Source organism: Streptomyces sp. A0642, from assembly GCF_004795105.1.
GTDB lineage: Bacteria > Actinomycetota > Actinomycetes > Streptomycetales > Streptomycetaceae > Streptomyces.
Genome location: NZ_SSBL01000003.1, coordinates 392850 through 407951, shown reverse-complemented (window position 1 = coordinate 407951; position 15102 = coordinate 392850). Strand labels below are relative to the sequence as shown.

Annotated in this window: 15 protein-coding genes and 1 tRNA gene; 7 read left to right on the top strand and 9 right to left on the bottom strand. The window is 71.9% G+C overall.

Features of this window, described 5'->3' with window-relative positions; translation table 11 throughout:
* Positions 1 to 237 precede the first annotated feature (237 nt).
* The 5 genes from E6R60_RS08915 to E6R60_RS08895 all read right to left on the bottom strand — a co-directional run bounded on the left by E6R60_RS08915 (position 238) and on the right by E6R60_RS08895 (position 3237).
* Positions 238 to 825: a TetR/AcrR family transcriptional regulator gene (locus E6R60_RS08915; RefSeq protein ID WP_240802461.1), complete on the bottom strand. Its 588-nt coding sequence runs from the start codon at positions 823 to 825 to the stop codon at positions 238 to 240.
* 181 nt (positions 826 to 1006) lie between these two features.
* Positions 1007 to 1477: a DinB family protein gene (locus E6R60_RS08910; RefSeq protein WP_136325887.1), complete on the bottom strand. Its 471-nt coding sequence runs from the start codon at positions 1475 to 1477 to the stop codon at positions 1007 to 1009.
* A 39-nt stretch (positions 1478 to 1516) separates the two neighbouring features.
* Positions 1517 to 1882, bottom strand: a complete 366-nt coding sequence (locus E6R60_RS08905) for a metalloregulator ArsR/SmtB family transcription factor (protein ID WP_136325886.1) — start codon at positions 1880 to 1882, stop codon at positions 1517 to 1519.
* Positions 1879 to 2325 (bottom strand): SRPBCC domain-containing protein, encoded by a 447-nt coding sequence (locus E6R60_RS08900; protein ID WP_136325885.1) that lies wholly within the window; start codon positions 2323 to 2325, stop codon positions 1879 to 1881. The genes E6R60_RS08905 and E6R60_RS08900 overlap by 4 nt, the downstream gene beginning before the upstream one ends.
* Before the next feature lie 294 nt (positions 2326 to 2619).
* Positions 2620 to 3237 carry a TOPRIM nucleotidyl transferase/hydrolase domain-containing protein gene (locus tag E6R60_RS08895; protein ID WP_136325884.1) on the bottom strand — a complete coding sequence of 206 codons (618 nt, stop codon included), beginning with the start codon at positions 3235 to 3237 and terminating at the stop codon, positions 2620 to 2622.
* Between the two features lie 273 nt (positions 3238 to 3510).
* Between E6R60_RS08895 and E6R60_RS08890 the strand changes: the two genes are divergently transcribed.
* Positions 3511 to 3855, top strand: a complete 345-nt coding sequence (locus E6R60_RS08890) for a hypothetical protein (RefSeq protein WP_206309352.1) — start codon at positions 3511 to 3513, stop codon at positions 3853 to 3855.
* A 78-nt stretch (positions 3856 to 3933) separates the two neighbouring features.
* Here E6R60_RS08890 and E6R60_RS08885 read toward each other — a convergent pair whose 3' ends face one another.
* Complete coding sequence (locus tag E6R60_RS08885) at positions 3934 to 4317, bottom strand: MerR family transcriptional regulator (RefSeq protein WP_136325883.1); 384 nt, start codon at positions 4315 to 4317, stop codon at positions 3934 to 3936.
* A gap of 115 nt (positions 4318 to 4432) precedes the next feature.
* Between E6R60_RS08885 and E6R60_RS08880 the strand changes: the two genes are divergently transcribed.
* The 4 genes from E6R60_RS08880 to E6R60_RS08865 all read left to right on the top strand — a co-directional run bounded on the left by E6R60_RS08880 (position 4433) and on the right by E6R60_RS08865 (position 10656).
* The gene (locus tag E6R60_RS08880; RefSeq protein WP_136325882.1) at positions 4433 to 5506 is read left to right on the top strand and encodes an alkene reductase; all 1074 of its coding nucleotides are present in this window, start codon (positions 4433 to 4435) and stop codon (positions 5504 to 5506) included.
* A gap of 347 nt (positions 5507 to 5853) precedes the next feature.
* The gene (locus E6R60_RS08875) at positions 5854 to 9228 is read left to right on the top strand and encodes a pyruvate carboxylase (protein WP_136325881.1); all 3375 of its coding nucleotides are present in this window, start codon (positions 5854 to 5856) and stop codon (positions 9226 to 9228) included.
* A 148-nt stretch (positions 9229 to 9376) separates the two neighbouring features.
* On the top strand, positions 9377 to 9949 hold the full coding sequence (locus tag E6R60_RS08870; protein WP_136325880.1) for a GNAT family N-acetyltransferase: 573 nt from the start codon (positions 9377 to 9379) through the stop codon (positions 9947 to 9949).
* Positions 9950 to 10182: 233 nt separating this feature from the next.
* Complete coding sequence (locus E6R60_RS08865) at positions 10183 to 10656, top strand: carboxymuconolactone decarboxylase family protein (RefSeq protein WP_136325879.1); 474 nt, start codon at positions 10183 to 10185, stop codon at positions 10654 to 10656.
* 63 nt (positions 10657 to 10719) lie between these two features.
* On the opposite strand, the gene E6R60_RS08860 is transcribed toward E6R60_RS08865, so the two are convergent.
* Positions 10720 to 10793: transfer RNA gene (locus tag E6R60_RS08860), tRNA-Met, on the bottom strand.
* A 219-nt stretch (positions 10794 to 11012) separates the two neighbouring features.
* Between E6R60_RS08860 and E6R60_RS08855 the strand changes: the two genes are divergently transcribed.
* Positions 11013 to 11894, top strand: a complete 882-nt coding sequence (locus E6R60_RS08855) for a sigma-70 family RNA polymerase sigma factor (RefSeq protein ID WP_136325878.1) — start codon at positions 11013 to 11015, stop codon at positions 11892 to 11894.
* 166 nt (positions 11895 to 12060) lie between these two features.
* Here the strand turns inward: E6R60_RS08855 and E6R60_RS08850 are convergent, their stop codons facing one another.
* On the bottom strand, positions 12061 to 12333 hold the full coding sequence (locus tag E6R60_RS08850; protein ID WP_136325877.1) for a DUF2087 domain-containing protein: 273 nt from the start codon (positions 12331 to 12333) through the stop codon (positions 12061 to 12063).
* Between the two features lie 242 nt (positions 12334 to 12575).
* Between E6R60_RS08850 and E6R60_RS08845 the strand changes: the two genes are divergently transcribed.
* A complete protein-coding gene (locus E6R60_RS08845; RefSeq protein ID WP_136325876.1) occupies positions 12576 to 13025 on the top strand; it encodes a GNAT family N-acetyltransferase in 450 nt (149 codons plus the stop codon).
* Positions 13026 to 13073: 48 nt separating this feature from the next.
* On the opposite strand, the gene E6R60_RS08840 is transcribed toward E6R60_RS08845, so the two are convergent.
* Positions 13074 to 14564: a UDP-N-acetylmuramoyl-L-alanyl-D-glutamate--2,6-diaminopimelate ligase gene (locus tag E6R60_RS08840; protein ID WP_136325875.1), complete on the bottom strand. Its 1491-nt coding sequence runs from the start codon at positions 14562 to 14564 to the stop codon at positions 13074 to 13076.
* Positions 14565 to 15102 lie beyond the last annotated feature (538 nt).

Here is a 15102-nt window from a genome sequence, read left to right as displayed (position 1 = left end):
ACGAGTTCACGCGTTCACGCGGCGAGAGGGTGCGGTGGCCCGCTCCCCTGCGGTGTGGGGCTCCGGAGAACTGGGCAACCGTTGTGCAAGCGCTTTCTAAGGACCCTAGACTTACATCATGTTCACGTCAATGAACATGTAGCTGAAACGCAATCATGGTTATGAACGGCTAGGGGAGTTTCCTCCCGCCTCCTCCCGCCCGCCGTCCCGGTCGCCACCACCTCGGCGACCACGCCGTCAGGAGTTCTCGGGGGCCTCGCGCCGATCGCCGCCGGACGCGAGAACGCCCAGACCGAACAGGTCGATGACCTGGTCGATGAGCCCGTCGGCCCGCGAGGCGTCGAGATAGTGGTCGACGAACATCTGGGAGAGTCCGTAGACGAGGGCTTGAGCGGCGATTCTGATCACGTCGGCGTCGCCTTGCCGCAGTTCACCTCGCCGCTGTCCCGCGACGATCAGTTCCGTGATGCCCTCGGTCAGCACCCGGTGCCCCTCCTCCATCGCAGGCGTGCGGTCTCCGCTGAAGACGCCGCCGCGCAGCAGGGAGAACCGGTGCGGATGAGCCAGGGCGTAGTGCACGAACGCGGCGCCGAGGGCCCGGAAAGGAAGGGAGTCCGCCGAGTCCACGGCGGCCATCTGGGCCGCACCGAAGTCCAGGGCGACCGCCTCGGCAACCGCGGCGAGAAGGGCGGCCCGGTCCGGGAAGTGCCTGAACGGTGCCGAGGGGGAGACATCCGCCCGGCGGGCCACCTCACGGACGGTCACCGCCTCGGCGCCGCCCTCGTCCAGCAGCTCGATCGCGTGCGCGACCAGCGTCTGCGGCAAGAAGCCGTGGTGGTAAGGCCGTCCGGCTGCCCGGGGATTCATACAGCCAGTGCTACCACACCCGCAAACGGGCTCCGCAAAGGATGGGATCAGCGATCACATCCGTGGGCCCACCGCCCACGCGGGAGTCCCCGTGATCCGCACCCTCGCGGCCGGTCATTCCTCCCGCGCCGGGCAGCACTCAAGCGGCTGCGCGCAGATCGAGGAGTTGCCGCGTGTGTACGGGTACGTGGTCCTCGGCGAGGCCGTCGACGAGGCCGGCGAGAGGAACCGGTCCGTCGAGCCGGAGCGTGTCGCCGGAAAGGAGGAGTGCGGGGACCAGGACCGAGGCGTCGGCTTCCGAGAGACCGTCTGCGACGTCGCACAGAATCCCGACCTGCCGCCTCACGTGATCGATCAGATCCCCCCTTCCCGCGTGGCCGGCGATGATCCGGTCCAGATTCCACGCGTTCAGTGAAATCCGGTTGTCGAACGTGGGGCGCGCTCCGGCGACGACCCCGAGGGCGACGGCGGCGATCGCGGCGTCGACGCTGAGGAGATGAGCCAGCACCTGGTCGGCGTTCCATTCGCCGGGGGCGGCGTCGCCGAGGTCGTCCAGGGTGGCCGCGTCGAACAGGGCGTCGTAGGCGTTGCGGAGGGCTGTCGTATCCATGGCCTGCTTCCTCGGATCGGGGTGGATTCGCTTACCGCTTCAGTCGGGGCGCGCCTCACGCGCTTCCCGTTCCGCCGACTCGGCGACACGCTTGATGTGGGCGAGCCGCCGGTCCCAGTCGGCCGCGAGGGAGGCCATCCACCGCGCCGTCGCGTCGAGCGCCGCGGGCTGTACCGCGTACCGCACCTCGCGCCCGGCCCGGATGCCGGAGACCAGGCCGGCGGCGTCCAGGACGGCCAGGTGCTTGACCACCGCCTGTCGCGAGACCGGGAGCCGTTCGGCCAGCGTCGTCGCGGTGGCCCGGCCCTGCGCCGCGAGCAGATCGAGCAACTGGCGTCGGGTGGGGTCGGCCAGCGCGCCGAGGACGCTGCCGACGGCCTCGGCGGCGGGACGTTCTTCCGTCATGGGGCGGGCTGTTCGGCGCGCGTCTTGAGCGCGTCGAGCTCCAGGGGCCAGCCCCCGGTGTGGTCCTTGAGGTTCTGACCGCGCAGCTCCTCGGAGCCCGCCAGCGACGCGAACCCGCTCTCGACGACGCGCAGCCGCGTCCGGTCACCCTCCTGCGTCAAGGTGAACTCCACGAGGGTGCTGTTGTTCTCGCGCAGTTCCTCTCCCGGGAACGCGCTGGTCCAGCGATAGGCCAGGTACGTCGGCGGCCGGACCTTCTCCACACGCACCGGGAAGTCTCCGTGCTCGGGGTTCTTCGCCACCATCGACTCGCCTTCTCTCGCCACGGTGCCCGGCAGGCTCGCCTTGTCGGCCACCCAGAAGCCGGGCTGTGCCACCAGCGACCAGACCCGTTCCAGGGGCGCCTCGATCAGGGTTTCGCGTTCGATCCGGTCCTCGGTCATGGGATGACTCCACTTCTCGTCCTCATCGAACTTGCAACTCAAGGGTTGCACGACAATCCGCAACACGCAACCGTCTGGTTGCATGAACGGCTGAACCGGGGGTCACCCGGTCCGCTTCTCAGCGCTGTTCGTTCGCCCAGGCCTGAGGGCAGGACGAAACCATGGGCGTCGCGCATCGCCGCGAGCCGACCCCGCGACCAGTGCGGGCTCCGACCGGGCCTCCGTATCGGACTCTCCCGGCGCATGGGGGCGCGTCCGCCAACGGGCCACCGCGGTACGGACGGCGCCCGAGGGTCAGAGGGCGGCGAGCAAGCCGTCGAGCGGCGCGGGTGCGGGGGCGGGGCCGAGCGCCTCGGCGAGGACGCGACCGTAGTGGATCTTTCGGCCCTTCTTCGTACCGAAAAACCGCCGCACGCGCTGCTCCGGCGTACGGTCCCGCTGGGCGGGCTGGTGCAGGAAGGTCTGGAAGGCGCGCAGGTCGCCCTCGGCCCGGATGAGCTCCTCCACGCGCGGCAGTCCCAGCGCCCGGATGAACTCGTCCTCCAGATCCGCCGCGCAGACGAAGAACTCTTCCCCGGCGGCGCCCGCTCGCTCCAGCCCCCTCGCGTAATAGGGCTGTTCGGCCACATCGCACAGCCCCGTGAGCCGAAGGCCGAGGCCGGGTGGCCCGAGCAGGCGTGCGAAGCGCCCGACACTCATGGCACCGCCCATCGGCAGGACGCAGATTCCTTCGGCCGCCAGGTCCCGGCCGCGGCTCGCGGCCAGGGCGTTCACCGCCGCGGAGTCGCTCGGCCCTTCCAGCAGGACGGCCACCCGGACGGGCAGCCCCGCCGCCAGTTCGCGCGCGGGGTCACCCGGGCCGCCGGTCGCCCACGCGAGAACGGTCTCCCGGAACAATTCCATGTCGGCCACGGGACCGAGTCTCCGCCATGCGCGGCCGCACCGGTAGGGAATTTCCACCGCGGGCCGGCATCGGGGCAGTCGCGTCGCACGCGTACGCACTCCAGCGGAAGCCCTTTCCGGAGGAAGATCCGACGCCAACGACGGAACCACCCTCGTCGTACCGTTGATTCCTGCCTCCACGTTCCCGCAGCACCGCCGACGAGACCACGGCGGCCGCGGACCGCGAGCAGCCGCCGCCGCGGCAGCGGATCATCGAGGCCGCCGGCCGCCTTCAAGGCCGGGATGGAGATCCTGCCGGCCAGGATCCGGCGCCTGGCCGCGGCCTGCCGGCTCCGCGCGGACGAGGACCTCGCCGCCATGATCATCCACGCCACCGCGTGCGGCGCGGTGCTCACGTGGCTGTCCCTGCCGGAGGCCCGGCGCCACCCGGCGCTCCTGACCTCACTGCGCGAGTCCATGGTCACCGCCGGGACCAGCCGGGAACCCGCCGTGCAGAGCGCGAGCCCGGCCGGCGCCGCACGCGCGCTGCGAGCGGCGCTGCCCGAGCAGACGACGCTCAGCGCCTCGGAGCAGCAGCTGCTGAGGGAGTGGCTCGACCGCCTGGCCGCCGACGGCCGGGGCCTGTGAACGTCCCGCCCGCAGCCGCGCCCCGCCGCCAACGACCCGTATCCCGCACCCGCCCCGGCGACGATGCCACGTCGCCGGTCAGCGGACCGCGCCGGCTGCCGTCTCCATCTGCTCGCGATGTGCCCTCGCCGTCGCCACCAGCGCGTCGAGCGTGTCCCTCGTCCGCACCAGTTCGTCGATGTGCGCGGAGAGCCGGTCGCGCTCCTGGGCCATCCGCTCCAGCGCGTCGTCCGAGTTCTCCCTGCTGGGCGCGTCCACGCAGGGCAGCAGTTCAACGACGGTGCGGCTGGACAGGCCCGCCGCGTAGAGACGCTGGATGAACGCGACCCTTTCGACGTCGTCGTCCCTGAAGTGCCGCTGCCCGCTGGGACTTCGAGTGCTGGCGAGCAGGCCCTGCTCCTCGTAGTAGCGCACGGACCGGACGCTTACCCCGGCTCTCGACGCGAGCTCCCCGATGCGCACGCAACCCTCCCGCTCGTGTCCTGCGTCACAGGGCTTGCCTCTGACATCAATGTGAGGTTTTAGCGTAACTGCATGCCCGAGGTCCGGGCACCGCTGAACGCCAAGGAGTCCTGCCGTGACATCCCTTTTCTCCGGCTACCGTCTCGCCGGCCTGACGCTGCCCAACCGGGTGGTCATGGCCCCCATGTCCCGGGTGCGGGCCGCTGCCGGCGGGCTGGCGACGCCGTCCATGGCCGCCTACTACGCCCAGCGGGCCAGCGCCGGGCTGATCGTGAGCGAAGGGGTCCAGCCGAGCGTGATCGGGCAGTCCAATCCCGGTACCCCGGGGCTGCACACCGAGGAGCAGGTCGCCTCCTGGCGCCCCGTGACCGCCGCGGTCCATGCCAACGGCGGCCGGATCTTCGCCCAGCTCATGCACGGCGGCCGGGTCTCGCACCCCGACACCACCGGCATGCAGCCGGTCGGGCCCTCCGCCGTCCCCGCCGTCGGTGACGTGTTCACCCCGAGCGGGCCCCAGCCCGCGCCGATGCCCCGGGCCCTGGACACCGCCGAGGTGCCCGAGCACGCCCAGTCGTACGCCCGGGCCGCGCACCGCGCCCTCGACGCCGGCTTCGACGGGGTGGAACTGCACGGCGCCAACGGCTACTTGATCTCCCAGTTCCTCTCCTCCAACGCCAACCTGCGCACGGACCGCTACGGCGGCCCGATCGCCAACCGGATCCGCTTCGCCGTCGAGTCCGTCGCCGCCACCGTCGACGCGGTCGGTGGCGCCAGGACCGGCATCCGCCTCTCGCCCGGCGGCCTGTTCTGGGGGGTCGAGGAGAGCGAGACCGCCGAGCTGTACCCCGCGCTGCTGACCGAACTGGCCCGCCTCGAAGTGGCCTACGTACACCTCGAGGCCACCGTGGAGGAGCAGGCTCTCCTCACCCTGCGCCGCGCGTGGCCGGGTGCCCTGATCATCAATCCCACCCTTCCCATGGGCCCCAAGCAGACCGGCCGGGACGACGCCGACCACTGGCTCGGGCTGGGGGCCGACCTCATCAGCTTCGGCCGTGCCTTCATCGCCAACCCCGACCTCGTCGAGCGGCTGCGCGGCGGACTTCCGCTCGCCCCGGTCGACGAGGCGACGTACTACCAGGGCGGCGATGCGGGCTACCTGACCTACCCGGCCTACCAGTACGCGGCCTGACTCCCCCGTTGTTCCGCGCCCACCGGTCGCGCCCGCTCCTGCGGGCCGCCGGTGGGCGCCGTGCTGATGCCGCGTCGGGTGCCGGGCGTCCGCCGTCTCCGCGCGCGGCCCCGGCGCGCCGGTCCCCCGTTCCCGACGGCCGGCGGACCGGATCCGCGGCACGTGACGCACGCCATCCTTTGCGCCCGCGATCTCTGGGAAGGTCTCCGGTACGGTGTCGAACGCTCCGGCCCGAGAGGCACGGAGCACTTCGCCACCGCCACCCGACCACCGGATGCCGATTCGTGCATCCCGTGCGACATCGCCTGTCCTGAGGCCACGCGCCCGTGACACGACTGGGGAGTTTGATGTTCGAGAAGGTATTGGTCGCCAACCGCGGGGAGATCGCGATCCGGGCGTTTCGCGCGGCGTTCGAGCTCGGCATCTCCACCGTGGCCGTGTACCCGCACGAGGACCGCAATTCCCTGCACCGCGCCAAGGCCGACGAGGCCTACCGGATCGGGGAGACCGGGCATCCCGTACGGGCCTACCTCTCGGTGGACGAGGTGGTCGAGGCCGCGCGGAAGGCGGGCGCGGACGCGATCTACCCGGGATACGGCTTCCTGTCGGAGAACCCGGACCTCGCGGCCGCCTGCGCCGCGGCCGGGATCACGTTCGTCGGGCCGCCGGCATCGGTACTGAACCTGACGGGCAACAAGTCCCGGGCGGTCGCGGCCGCCCGGGCGGCCGGCGTGCCGGTGCTGAAGTCGTCCGAACCCTCGGAGGACGTGGACGCTCTCGTGGCGGCGTCCGACGACATCGGCTTCCCGGTCTTCGTGAAGGCCGTCGCCGGTGGCGGCGGGCGCGGGATGCGCCGGGTGGCGGAGCCGGGCGAGCTCCGCGAGGCGATCGACGCGGCGATGCGCGAGGCCCGCTCCGCGTTCGGCGACGCGACGGTGTTCCTGGAACAGGCCGTGATCAACCCCCGCCACATCGAGGTCCAGATCCTCGCCGACGCGGCGGGCAACGTCGTCCACCTCTACGAGCGGGACTGCTCCCTGCAGCGCCGCCACCAGAAGGTCGTCGAGATCGCGCCCGCCCCGAACCTCGACCCGGAGCTGCGCGACCGGATCTGCGCCGACGCGGTCGCCTTCGCGCGCCACATCGGGTACGTGAACGCGGGCACCGTCGAGTTCCTCGTCGACGAGCGCGGCCATCACGTGTTCATCGAGATGAACCCGCGCATCCAGGTCGAGCACACCGTCACCGAACAGGTGACCGGACGCGACCTGGTCATCGCGCAGCTGCGCATCGCCGCCGGGATGACGCTGCCCGATCTGCATCTCAGCCAGGACGACATCACCCTCAACGGCACGGCCCTGCAGTGCCGCATCACGACGGAGGACCCCGCCAACGGGTTCCGGCCGGACACCGGCACCATCTCCGCCTACCGCTCACCGGGCGGCCCCGGCGTACGGCTGGACGGCGGAACCGTCCACACCGGCGCCGAGGTGTCGGCCCACTTCGACTCGATGCTGGTCAAACTGACCTGTCACGGGCACGACTTCGCCAACGCGGCCCGTCGCGCCCGACGGGCGATCGCGGAGTTCCGCATCCGCGGAGTGGCGACGAACCTGCCGTTCCTGGGGGCCGTGCTGGACCAGCCGGACTTCCGGGCGGGGCGCATCACGACCAGCTTCATCGAGGAGCACCCGGAACTGATCCGGGCCCGCCCGTCGGCGGACCGGGGCAGCCGCATGCTGACGTACCTCGCCGAGACCACCGTCAACCGGCCCTACGGTCCCCGCCCTTCGGTCATCGAGCCGGCCGACAAGCTGCCCGTCCTGCCGGCCGGGTCGCCGCCGGACGGGTCGCGGCAGCGCCTCGCGGCCATCGGCCCGGAGGCGTTCGCCGCCGAGCTGCGCGCCCAGTCGGCCGTCGCCGTCACCGACACCACGTTCCGCGACGCCCATCAGTCGCTGCTGGCCACCCGGGTCCGTACCCGCGACCTGCTGGCCGTCGCCCCGCACGTCGCCCGGACGGTGCCCCAGCTCCTCAGCATCGAGTGCTGGGGCGGGGCCACGTACGACGTGGCGCTGCGCTTCCTGGCCGAGGACCCGTGGGAGCGGCTGGCCAAGCTGCGGGAGGCCGTGCCCAACATCTGCACCCAGATGCTGCTGCGCGGGCGCAACACGGTCGGGTACACGCCGTATCCCACCGAGGTCACCGAGGCGTTCGTCTCCGAGGCCGCGTCCACCGGGATGGACATCTTCCGGATCTTCGACGCCCTCAACGACGTGTCCCAGATGCGTCCGGCGATCGACGCCGTGCGCGCCACCGGCACCTCGCTCGCCGAGGTGGCCCTCTGCTACACCGCGGACCTCTCGGATCCCGGCGAGACGCTGTACACGCTGGACTACTACCTCCGGCTCGCCGAGCAGATCGTGGAGGCGGGCGCGCATGTGCTCGCCATCAAGGACATGGCCGGGCTGCTGCGTCCGCCGGCGGCCCGGACCCTCGTCACCGCGCTGCGCGAGCGGTTCGACCTGCCGGTCCACCTGCACACGCATGACACCGCCGGCGGGCAGCTCGCCACGCTGGTCGCCGCGATCGACGCGGGCGTGGACGCGGTGGACGCGGCAGTGGCCTCCATGGCCGGGACCACCAGCCAGCCGCCGCTGTCGGCACTGGTGGCGGCGACGGATCACACCGAGCGCGCGACCGGCCTCTCGCTCCAGGCGGTCGGCGACCTGGAGCCCTACTGGGAGGCGACCCGCAAGGTGTACGCCCCCTTCGAGTCCGGGCTGGCCTCGCCGACCGGCCGGATCTACCACCACGAGATCCCCGGCGGGCAGCTGTCCAACCTGAGGCAGCAGGCCATCGCCCTCGGCCTGGGCGACCGCTTCGAACTCATCGAGGACTGCTACGCCGCGGCCGACCGCATGCTCGGCCGACTGGTGAAGGTGACGCCTTCCTCGAAGGTGGTCGGCGACCTCGCGCTGCATCTGGTGGGCGCGGGGGTCGATGCGTCGGACTTCGAGTCCGACCCCGGCAAGTTCGACGTGCCGGACTCCGTGATCGGATTCCTGCGGGGTGAGCTGGGCGATCCGCCCGGCGGCTGGCCGGAGCCCTTCCGTACCCGCGCCCTGCAGGGCCGTCCGGCGAAGGCGCAGACGCCGCACCTCTCGGACGAGGACCGCGAGGCTCTGCGGCAGTCCCCGCGCGCGACGCTGAACCGGCTCCTGTTCCCGGGCCCGACGAAGGAGTTCGAAGCGCACCGCGAGGCGTACGGGGACACCTCCGTACTGCCGACGCAGGACTTCCTCTACGGCCTGGAGACCGAGACCGAGCACACGGTCACGCTCGATCCCGGTGTCACCCTGCTGATCGAGCTGGAGGCGATCTCCGAGGCCGACGAGCGCGGATTCCGCAGCGTGCTGGCCACCCTCAACGGGCAGTTGCGTCCGGTTTCGGTACGGGACAAGTCCGTGGCGACCGACGTGAAGGCGGCCGAGAAGGCGGACCGCGGCAACGCGGGCCACGTCGCCGCGCCGTTCGCCGGTGTCGTGACCCTCCAGATGGAGGAGGGCGCGTCGGTGTCGGCCGGCCAGACGGTCGCCACCATCGAGGCGATGAAGATGGAGGCCTCGATCACCGCGCAGTCCGCGGGGACCGTACGCCGCCTGGCGATCGGCAAGGTGCAGCAGGTCGAGGCCGGGGACCTGCTCATCGAGATCGCCTGAGCCCCGGGCCCGCCCGCGACGTCCGCGGGCGGGCCCGGCGGCCGTGTCCCCCCTCCGGGACACGGCCGCCGGCCGCACGGTCATCTTCACGAGCCGTGCTCGGGCGTGGGGCCGCCCGCGCGCCCTGCACGCATGCCACTGTGGGGCCATGACGATTGACGTTCGCCCGGCGACGGACTTCGAGGAGGTCCGTACGCTCCTCGGCCCCAAGTCCCCCGGCGCCAACGTCTGCTGGTGCCTCAGCCACCGCATCCCGTCCAAGCTCAACAACGAACTGCGCGGTCCGGCCCGCGGGGAGTACGTCGCCGAGCTGTGCCACGAGCAGCCCCCGCCCGGTGTCCTCGCCATGGACGGCGACGAGCCGGTCGGCTGGGCCGCCGTGGCCCCGCGCTCCGCCACCTCGTTCGCGCGCAGCCACAGGATCCCCCGCATCGACGACCTGCCGGTCTGGTGCGTGTGGTGCGTCCGCGTACGCCCCGGGTACCGGAAGCGGGGGATCTCGCACACGCTCATCGCCGGAGCCGGCAAGTTCGCGCGCGCCAACGGCGCGCCCGCGATCGAGGCCTATCCGCTCGACAGCGGTGACGCCAAGGTGGATCTGACGATGGCGTACGCCGGGATCCGGAAGAACTTCGAGCGCGCCGGGTTCACTCATGCCGCCGACACCACGTCCGTGCTGGCCGGGCATCCCCGGGTTCTGATGCGCCTCGATCTGCGCTGACGGCCGGAGGGGGCAGGGGCCCGGCAGCCGGCTGCCCCGAGGTCGCGGGCCGGAAGCGGGGCCGCCGGTCGGTGCGCACTCCGAAGGTCTCGCGCGGCGCCGCCGGTCGGCGCGTACGCCGTCGTTCGGAAGCGGCGCCAGGGGGAGACGCACGTCACAAGGGCGTCCCTGTCACATTCTGCCGAGCCGGCCCGTCACAGGGGTGTATCCGTCGTCACCTCAAGGAGTCCCTCATGGAAGCGCGACTGAACCTTCTCGCCAACCCGCTCGCGGGCAAGTCCCTGAAGCACCTGGTCGCCGCGGGCAGGGCGTTCGACGACTCGACGCTGCCGGCCGCGACGGCGGAACTGGTGAGACTGCGCGCAAGCCAGATCAACGGCTGCGGGTTCTGCACCGACATGCACACCAAGGACGCCGCTCAGGCCGGGGAGACCGCGACCCGGCTCCACCTCGTCGCGGCCTGGCGTGAGGCGACCGTGTTCACCGACGCCGAGCGGGCCGCGCTGGAGCTGGCGGAGCAGGGCACGCGCATCGCGGATGCGGCCGGAGGCGTCACGGACGAGGCCTGGGCCAACGCCGCCAAGTATTACGACGAGGACCAGCTCGTCGCCCTGGTGGCCACCATCGCGCTCATCAACGCCTTCAACCGGCTCAACGTCATCGTCCAGCAGCCTGCGGGCGACTACCAGCCCGGCCAGTTCGGGTAGTCCGAGGCACGACTGAATGAGGCAGGGCCCGGAACCAAGTGGTTCCGGGCCCTGCCTCGGCAGTAGCGGGGACAGGATTTGAACCTGCGACCTCTGGGTTATGAGCCCAGCGAGCTACCGAGCTGCTCCACCCCGCGTCGTTGTGTTCCCACCGTATGCCATCCGGGCGGCCTCCGTGACCACCTGCCTGCCCCGACCTGCTGCCCGGGGGCCTGCGGGGCCGAGGCGTCCGGGAGTGAACGGCCTGCAGGGGTCTCAACACGGCCCGGAGGGGCCGCCGTTCCGGTCCTGTCCTGCACACCAGTATTTTTCGGTGAGCAGTTCAGTGCAGACCCGCCGACGAAGGAACGTGACGCATGAACGACCGCACCGCGCTGGCCGAACGGTTCGAGGCGGACAGGAGCCACCTGAAGGCGGTCGCGTACCGGATGCTGGGTTCGGCGGCCGAGGCGGAGGACGCGGTTCAGGAATCGTGGCTGAGAGCTGCCGAGGCCGACGTCAGTGAGGTGCGGAACCTCACCGGATGGCTGACCACCGTGGTGGGCCGGGTCTGTCTGAACATGCTCCGCAGCCGCCGCACCCGGCGTGAGGATCCTCTCGACGCGTACGACCGGACCCCTGGACCCGGTGAGGGGGATGATCCTGAGCAGGAGGCCCTGCTGGCCGACTCGGTCGGGGTGGCCCTCCTGGTGGTGCTCGACAAGCTGGCACCGGCGGAACGCCTCGCCTTCGTGCTCCACGACATGTTCGCGGTGCCCTTCGCGGAGATCGGCCCTCTGCTCGACCGTTCCCCGGACACCGCCCGGCAGCTCGCGAGCCGGGCCCGTCGCCGCGTCAAGGGCGGCGGCGCGTCGCCGTCGGGTGCGGATCCGCTCCGGCGCCGGCAGGTCGTGGAGGCCTTCCTGTCCGCCTCCCGCGGCGGGGACTTCGATGCGCTGGTGGCGCTGCTCCACCCGGATGTGGTGCTGCACGCCGACCGGTCGGTGATTCCCAGCCCCGAGCCCGTCATGGTCCGAGGCGCCGAGACCGTGGCGCGGGGTGCGATGGCGGCCACAGGCCGCGCGCTGTTCACCGGCGTGGCGCTCGTCGACGGGGCGGTCGCCCTGGCGATGGCTCCGCAGGGACGTCTGCGGGTGGTTCTCGGCTTCACCCTCGTGGACGGGCTGATCTCCGGCATCGACGTCGTCGCGGACCCGGACCGCCTCGACGCGTTCGAGATCGGCGTCCTCGACGACTGACGCCCGGCTCGGGGCCGGTCGCCGACGCGGCGGCCGGCCCGGTGCCGTACCTCTGGGGAAGGGCTTCTCGGAGCGCCCATCAGGTGGTCCGGCCTGCCTGCGGCCGGACGCGCTGCGGAGGAACGGGCGGCACTTCCCGGACGGGACCGCCCCATCGGCGGAGCCGTCAGGCGCGCCGGTAGCTGACGCCGTCCTTGGTCCGCGAGAGCAGGCCGTCGATGACCAGATAGCGGCGCAGCGCGGCGCAGTCCTCGTGCACGGTGAGGAGGGCGTCGTTGACTTCACGTTCGGTGTACGCCAGGCCGGGCTGGAACAGCGTCTCGGTGAGGTGTTCGAGGAGCTGGCGGCGACGGGCCGTCTTACGCGGGATCGTCGTCAGCCGCCCCTGGGAGAAGAGGGCGGCCACACCGTGGCTGGAGCTTGATCGGTTGTCGGGCATGCCCCGGAGCCTCTCAGCTGCTTCCGGCGCGCGGCAACGTGTTTATCCATGGGCCCCCGGGGGCCGGGGCCACGGTGGTGAGCCAGTGCTGTCCGCAACCTGCTGAGCCTTGCATGAGCTGACGCGTGCGTGAGCTCATGCCTGTGTGGGCTGACACGTGCATGAGCTGACGCGTGCGTGAGCTGACGCCTGTGCGAGCCGACGAGTTGACGCCTGGGCGCACTCGCTTGTTTTCTGCTGCGATGACTGAGCTTCTTCGTTTCGAGCCGGTGGACGTGGACGGCGACACCACGCTCCAGGACTGGCGGTACGTCCACAACGCGATCATCCCCACGGCCGCGCTGTCGCTCGCGGAGGTCCGGGAACGGGCCGCACGCAACCGGCTCACCGTCGCGTATCTCGGCGACCTGTCGGCGGGCTGCTCGACGGTGCGACCCCCGGCGGCCGGCTCCGCGGCGGCCACCGTGATCGCGCGGGTCCTGCCGGGCCATCGCGGCAGGGGATTCGGAGAGCGGTTGTACGAGCGCGGGCTGGCGGACGCTCGCGCACTCGGCGCCACGGTGATCGAGACCTGCGTCCTGGAGTCCAACCCGGAGGGGCTGCGCTTCGCGCTCAGGCATGGATTCGTCGAGACCGAGCGGTACCTACTGCCGGGGGACAGCGTTCCGTTCATCGATCTGCGGCTGGTCTGATACCGGTGCGAGGGGCGGCGCTCTGCGGCGGTCGCAGAGCGCCGGGTGTCAGCCCTGCAGGGCGGCGAGTTCGCGGACCGTCGCCATGTCGCTGAAGGGGATGAGCTCTTCGCCGACGATCTGGTGGGGCTCGCTGCCCTTCCCCGCCACCAGCACGATGTCGTCGGGCCCGGCGGCCGACAGGGCGAAGGCGATCGCTTCGCGCCGGTCCGCGTGGCGTTCGAACCTCGTGCCGGTGGCCCGGAGGCCGGGGACGATCTGGTCCATGATCGCCTCGGGATCCTCGTTCCGCGGGTTGTCGGACGTCAGGACGCACAGGTCGGAGCGCGTACCGGCGATCTCGCCCATCCGTGCCCGCTTGGTGACGTCCCGGTCTCCCCCGCAGCCGAAGACGGTGACGACCCGGCCCGTGGCGAAGTCCCGTACGGTGCTGAGCACTTTGTCCAGGGAGTCCGGGGAGTGGGCGTAGTCGACGATCACCGCCGTGCCGCGCGGCGTCACGAACCGTTCGAGCCGCCCGGGGACGGGGGGCATCCGGTCGAGTGCCGCCACCAGCCCCGCGAGGTCGTGCCCCAGGAGGTGGCAGGCCGCCACGGAGGCGAGGGCGTTGGAGACGGAGAAGCGCCCCGGGACCGGGATCGCCGCCGGGTACTTGCCGCCCTCGTGGTGGAGGGTGAAGCGGGTGCCGAAGGCGTTCATGCTCAGGTCGGTGGCGCGGTAGTCGGCCGGTGCGTCGATGCCGTACGTGGTCACCATGCCGGGCATCGTCGGCACGATGGCGGCCCCCACCGGGTCGTCCGCGTTGACCACGGCGCGGCGGCACAGCCCCTGGAAGAGGCGGAGCTTGGCGTCGCGGTAGTGCTCCATGGTGCCGTGGTCGTCCAGGTGGTCCTGGGTGAGGTTGGTGAAGATGCCCACGTCCAGGAAGGCCTGGTCCACCCGGTGGTGCAGCAGGCCCATCGACGTGGCCTCCAGGACCACGGTGGCGACCTGCTGGTCACGCATCCGGCCGAGGAGGTACTGGAAGTCCGGTGATTCGGGCGTGCTCAGGACCGAGCGGGGCATCGGGATGACCGCGTCACCGATGCGGCTGCCCGATGTGCCGATCACGCCGACCTTCGCACCCTCCGCGATCCGCAGCACGGACTCGACCATGTACGAGACCGAGGTCTTCCCGTTGGTCCCGGTGACAGCCACCATGTCCATGGCCCGGCCGGGTTCCCCGAAGTACCGGGAGGTCACGACGGGCGCCGCGGCCCGGGTGTCGGCCACCCGCACCACGCACGCGCCGGTGCCCGCGGCGTGCACGGCCGCCAGGATCTCCGGCGCCCCGCCGTCCAGGAGCACGGCGACGGCTCCGCGGGCCAGCGCCTCGTCGATGGCCCCGGGGCCGCCCTCCTCGTGCCCGGGCACGGCGATGTACAGCGAGCCGGGCGTGACGCGATGGGCGTCGAAGCAGGCTCCGGCGGTGATCCGGGTCGTGGGATCACCGAGGAGGACCTCGTGATCGTGACCGGCCAGCAACTCCCTCAGGTTCATCCAGGGGTCCTCTCGAGAATGCGGCTCATCCCGTCGGCCGCCGCCGAGGGGTTGCCGACGGCGCGCCGCGGGGGCTGCGCAGGGTGGGGGGGTGCTGCGGTCCGCGCAGCGAAGGAGTGGAACGGCTCCGGTGGCGGAGCGGGAGAACCCGGCCGGGACGGAAAGTGCGTCGCGGGACGGCCGGTGGCGTGGGTCCCCGGTCAGCCGTGGCCGTGCAGGGCGCGGCAGCGCGTCTGGGGTGCGGCGGGGCCCAGAAGGCGGGGCACCTGTCGCAGGCACTCCCTCACCGCATCTGTGTGACCCATGAAGGGAGTGTACGTCCCGTGGACCGTGCCGGATCCCGGCCGCCGTCGCGGCCCCGCACCGGGGCGGTGCAGGTGGGGCCGCGGGGGGGGCGTCGGGGGGCCGCGGGGGCGGCCGGGGCGCCGGGGAGGCCTGAGCGGCTGTCGCCGGCGGTCATGAGCGGGTGGGTGCGGCCCCGCTCACGTGCCGAGGGCCTGCCGTACGGGAGCGTGTACTCCCCTACGGCAGGCCCCGG

What these genes read in the sequence shown, in the direction of transcription:
- E6R60_RS08910 (WP_136325887.1), bottom strand. Translation starts at nt 1,477, where the DNA reads ATGGATACGACAGCCCTCCGCAACGCCTACGACGCCCTGTTCGACGCG.
- E6R60_RS08905 (WP_136325886.1), bottom strand. Translation starts at nt 1,882, where the DNA reads ATGACGGAAGAACGTCCCGCCGCCGAGGCCGTCGGCAGCGTCCTCGGC.
- E6R60_RS08900 (WP_136325885.1), bottom strand. Translation starts at nt 2,325, where the DNA reads ATGACCGAGGACCGGATCGAACGCGAAACCCTGATCGAGGCGCCCCTG.
- E6R60_RS08890 (WP_206309352.1), top strand. Translation starts at nt 3,511, where the DNA reads ATGGAGATCCTGCCGGCCAGGATCCGGCGCCTGGCCGCGGCCTGCCGG.
- E6R60_RS08875 (WP_136325881.1), top strand. Translation starts at nt 5,854, where the DNA reads ATGTTCGAGAAGGTATTGGTCGCCAACCGCGGGGAGATCGCGATCCGG.
- E6R60_RS08870 (WP_136325880.1), top strand. Translation starts at nt 9,377, where the DNA reads ATGACGATTGACGTTCGCCCGGCGACGGACTTCGAGGAGGTCCGTACG.
- E6R60_RS08865 (WP_136325879.1), top strand. Translation starts at nt 10,183, where the DNA reads ATGGAAGCGCGACTGAACCTTCTCGCCAACCCGCTCGCGGGCAAGTCC.
- E6R60_RS08855 (WP_136325878.1), top strand. Translation starts at nt 11,013, where the DNA reads ATGAACGACCGCACCGCGCTGGCCGAACGGTTCGAGGCGGACAGGAGC.
- E6R60_RS08850 (WP_136325877.1), bottom strand. Translation starts at nt 12,333, where the DNA reads ATGCCCGACAACCGATCAAGCTCCAGCCACGGTGTGGCCGCCCTCTTC.
- E6R60_RS08845 (WP_136325876.1), top strand. Translation starts at nt 12,576, where the DNA reads ATGACTGAGCTTCTTCGTTTCGAGCCGGTGGACGTGGACGGCGACACC.
- E6R60_RS08840 (WP_136325875.1), bottom strand. Translation starts at nt 14,564, where the DNA reads ATGAACCTGAGGGAGTTGCTGGCCGGTCACGATCACGAGGTCCTCCTC.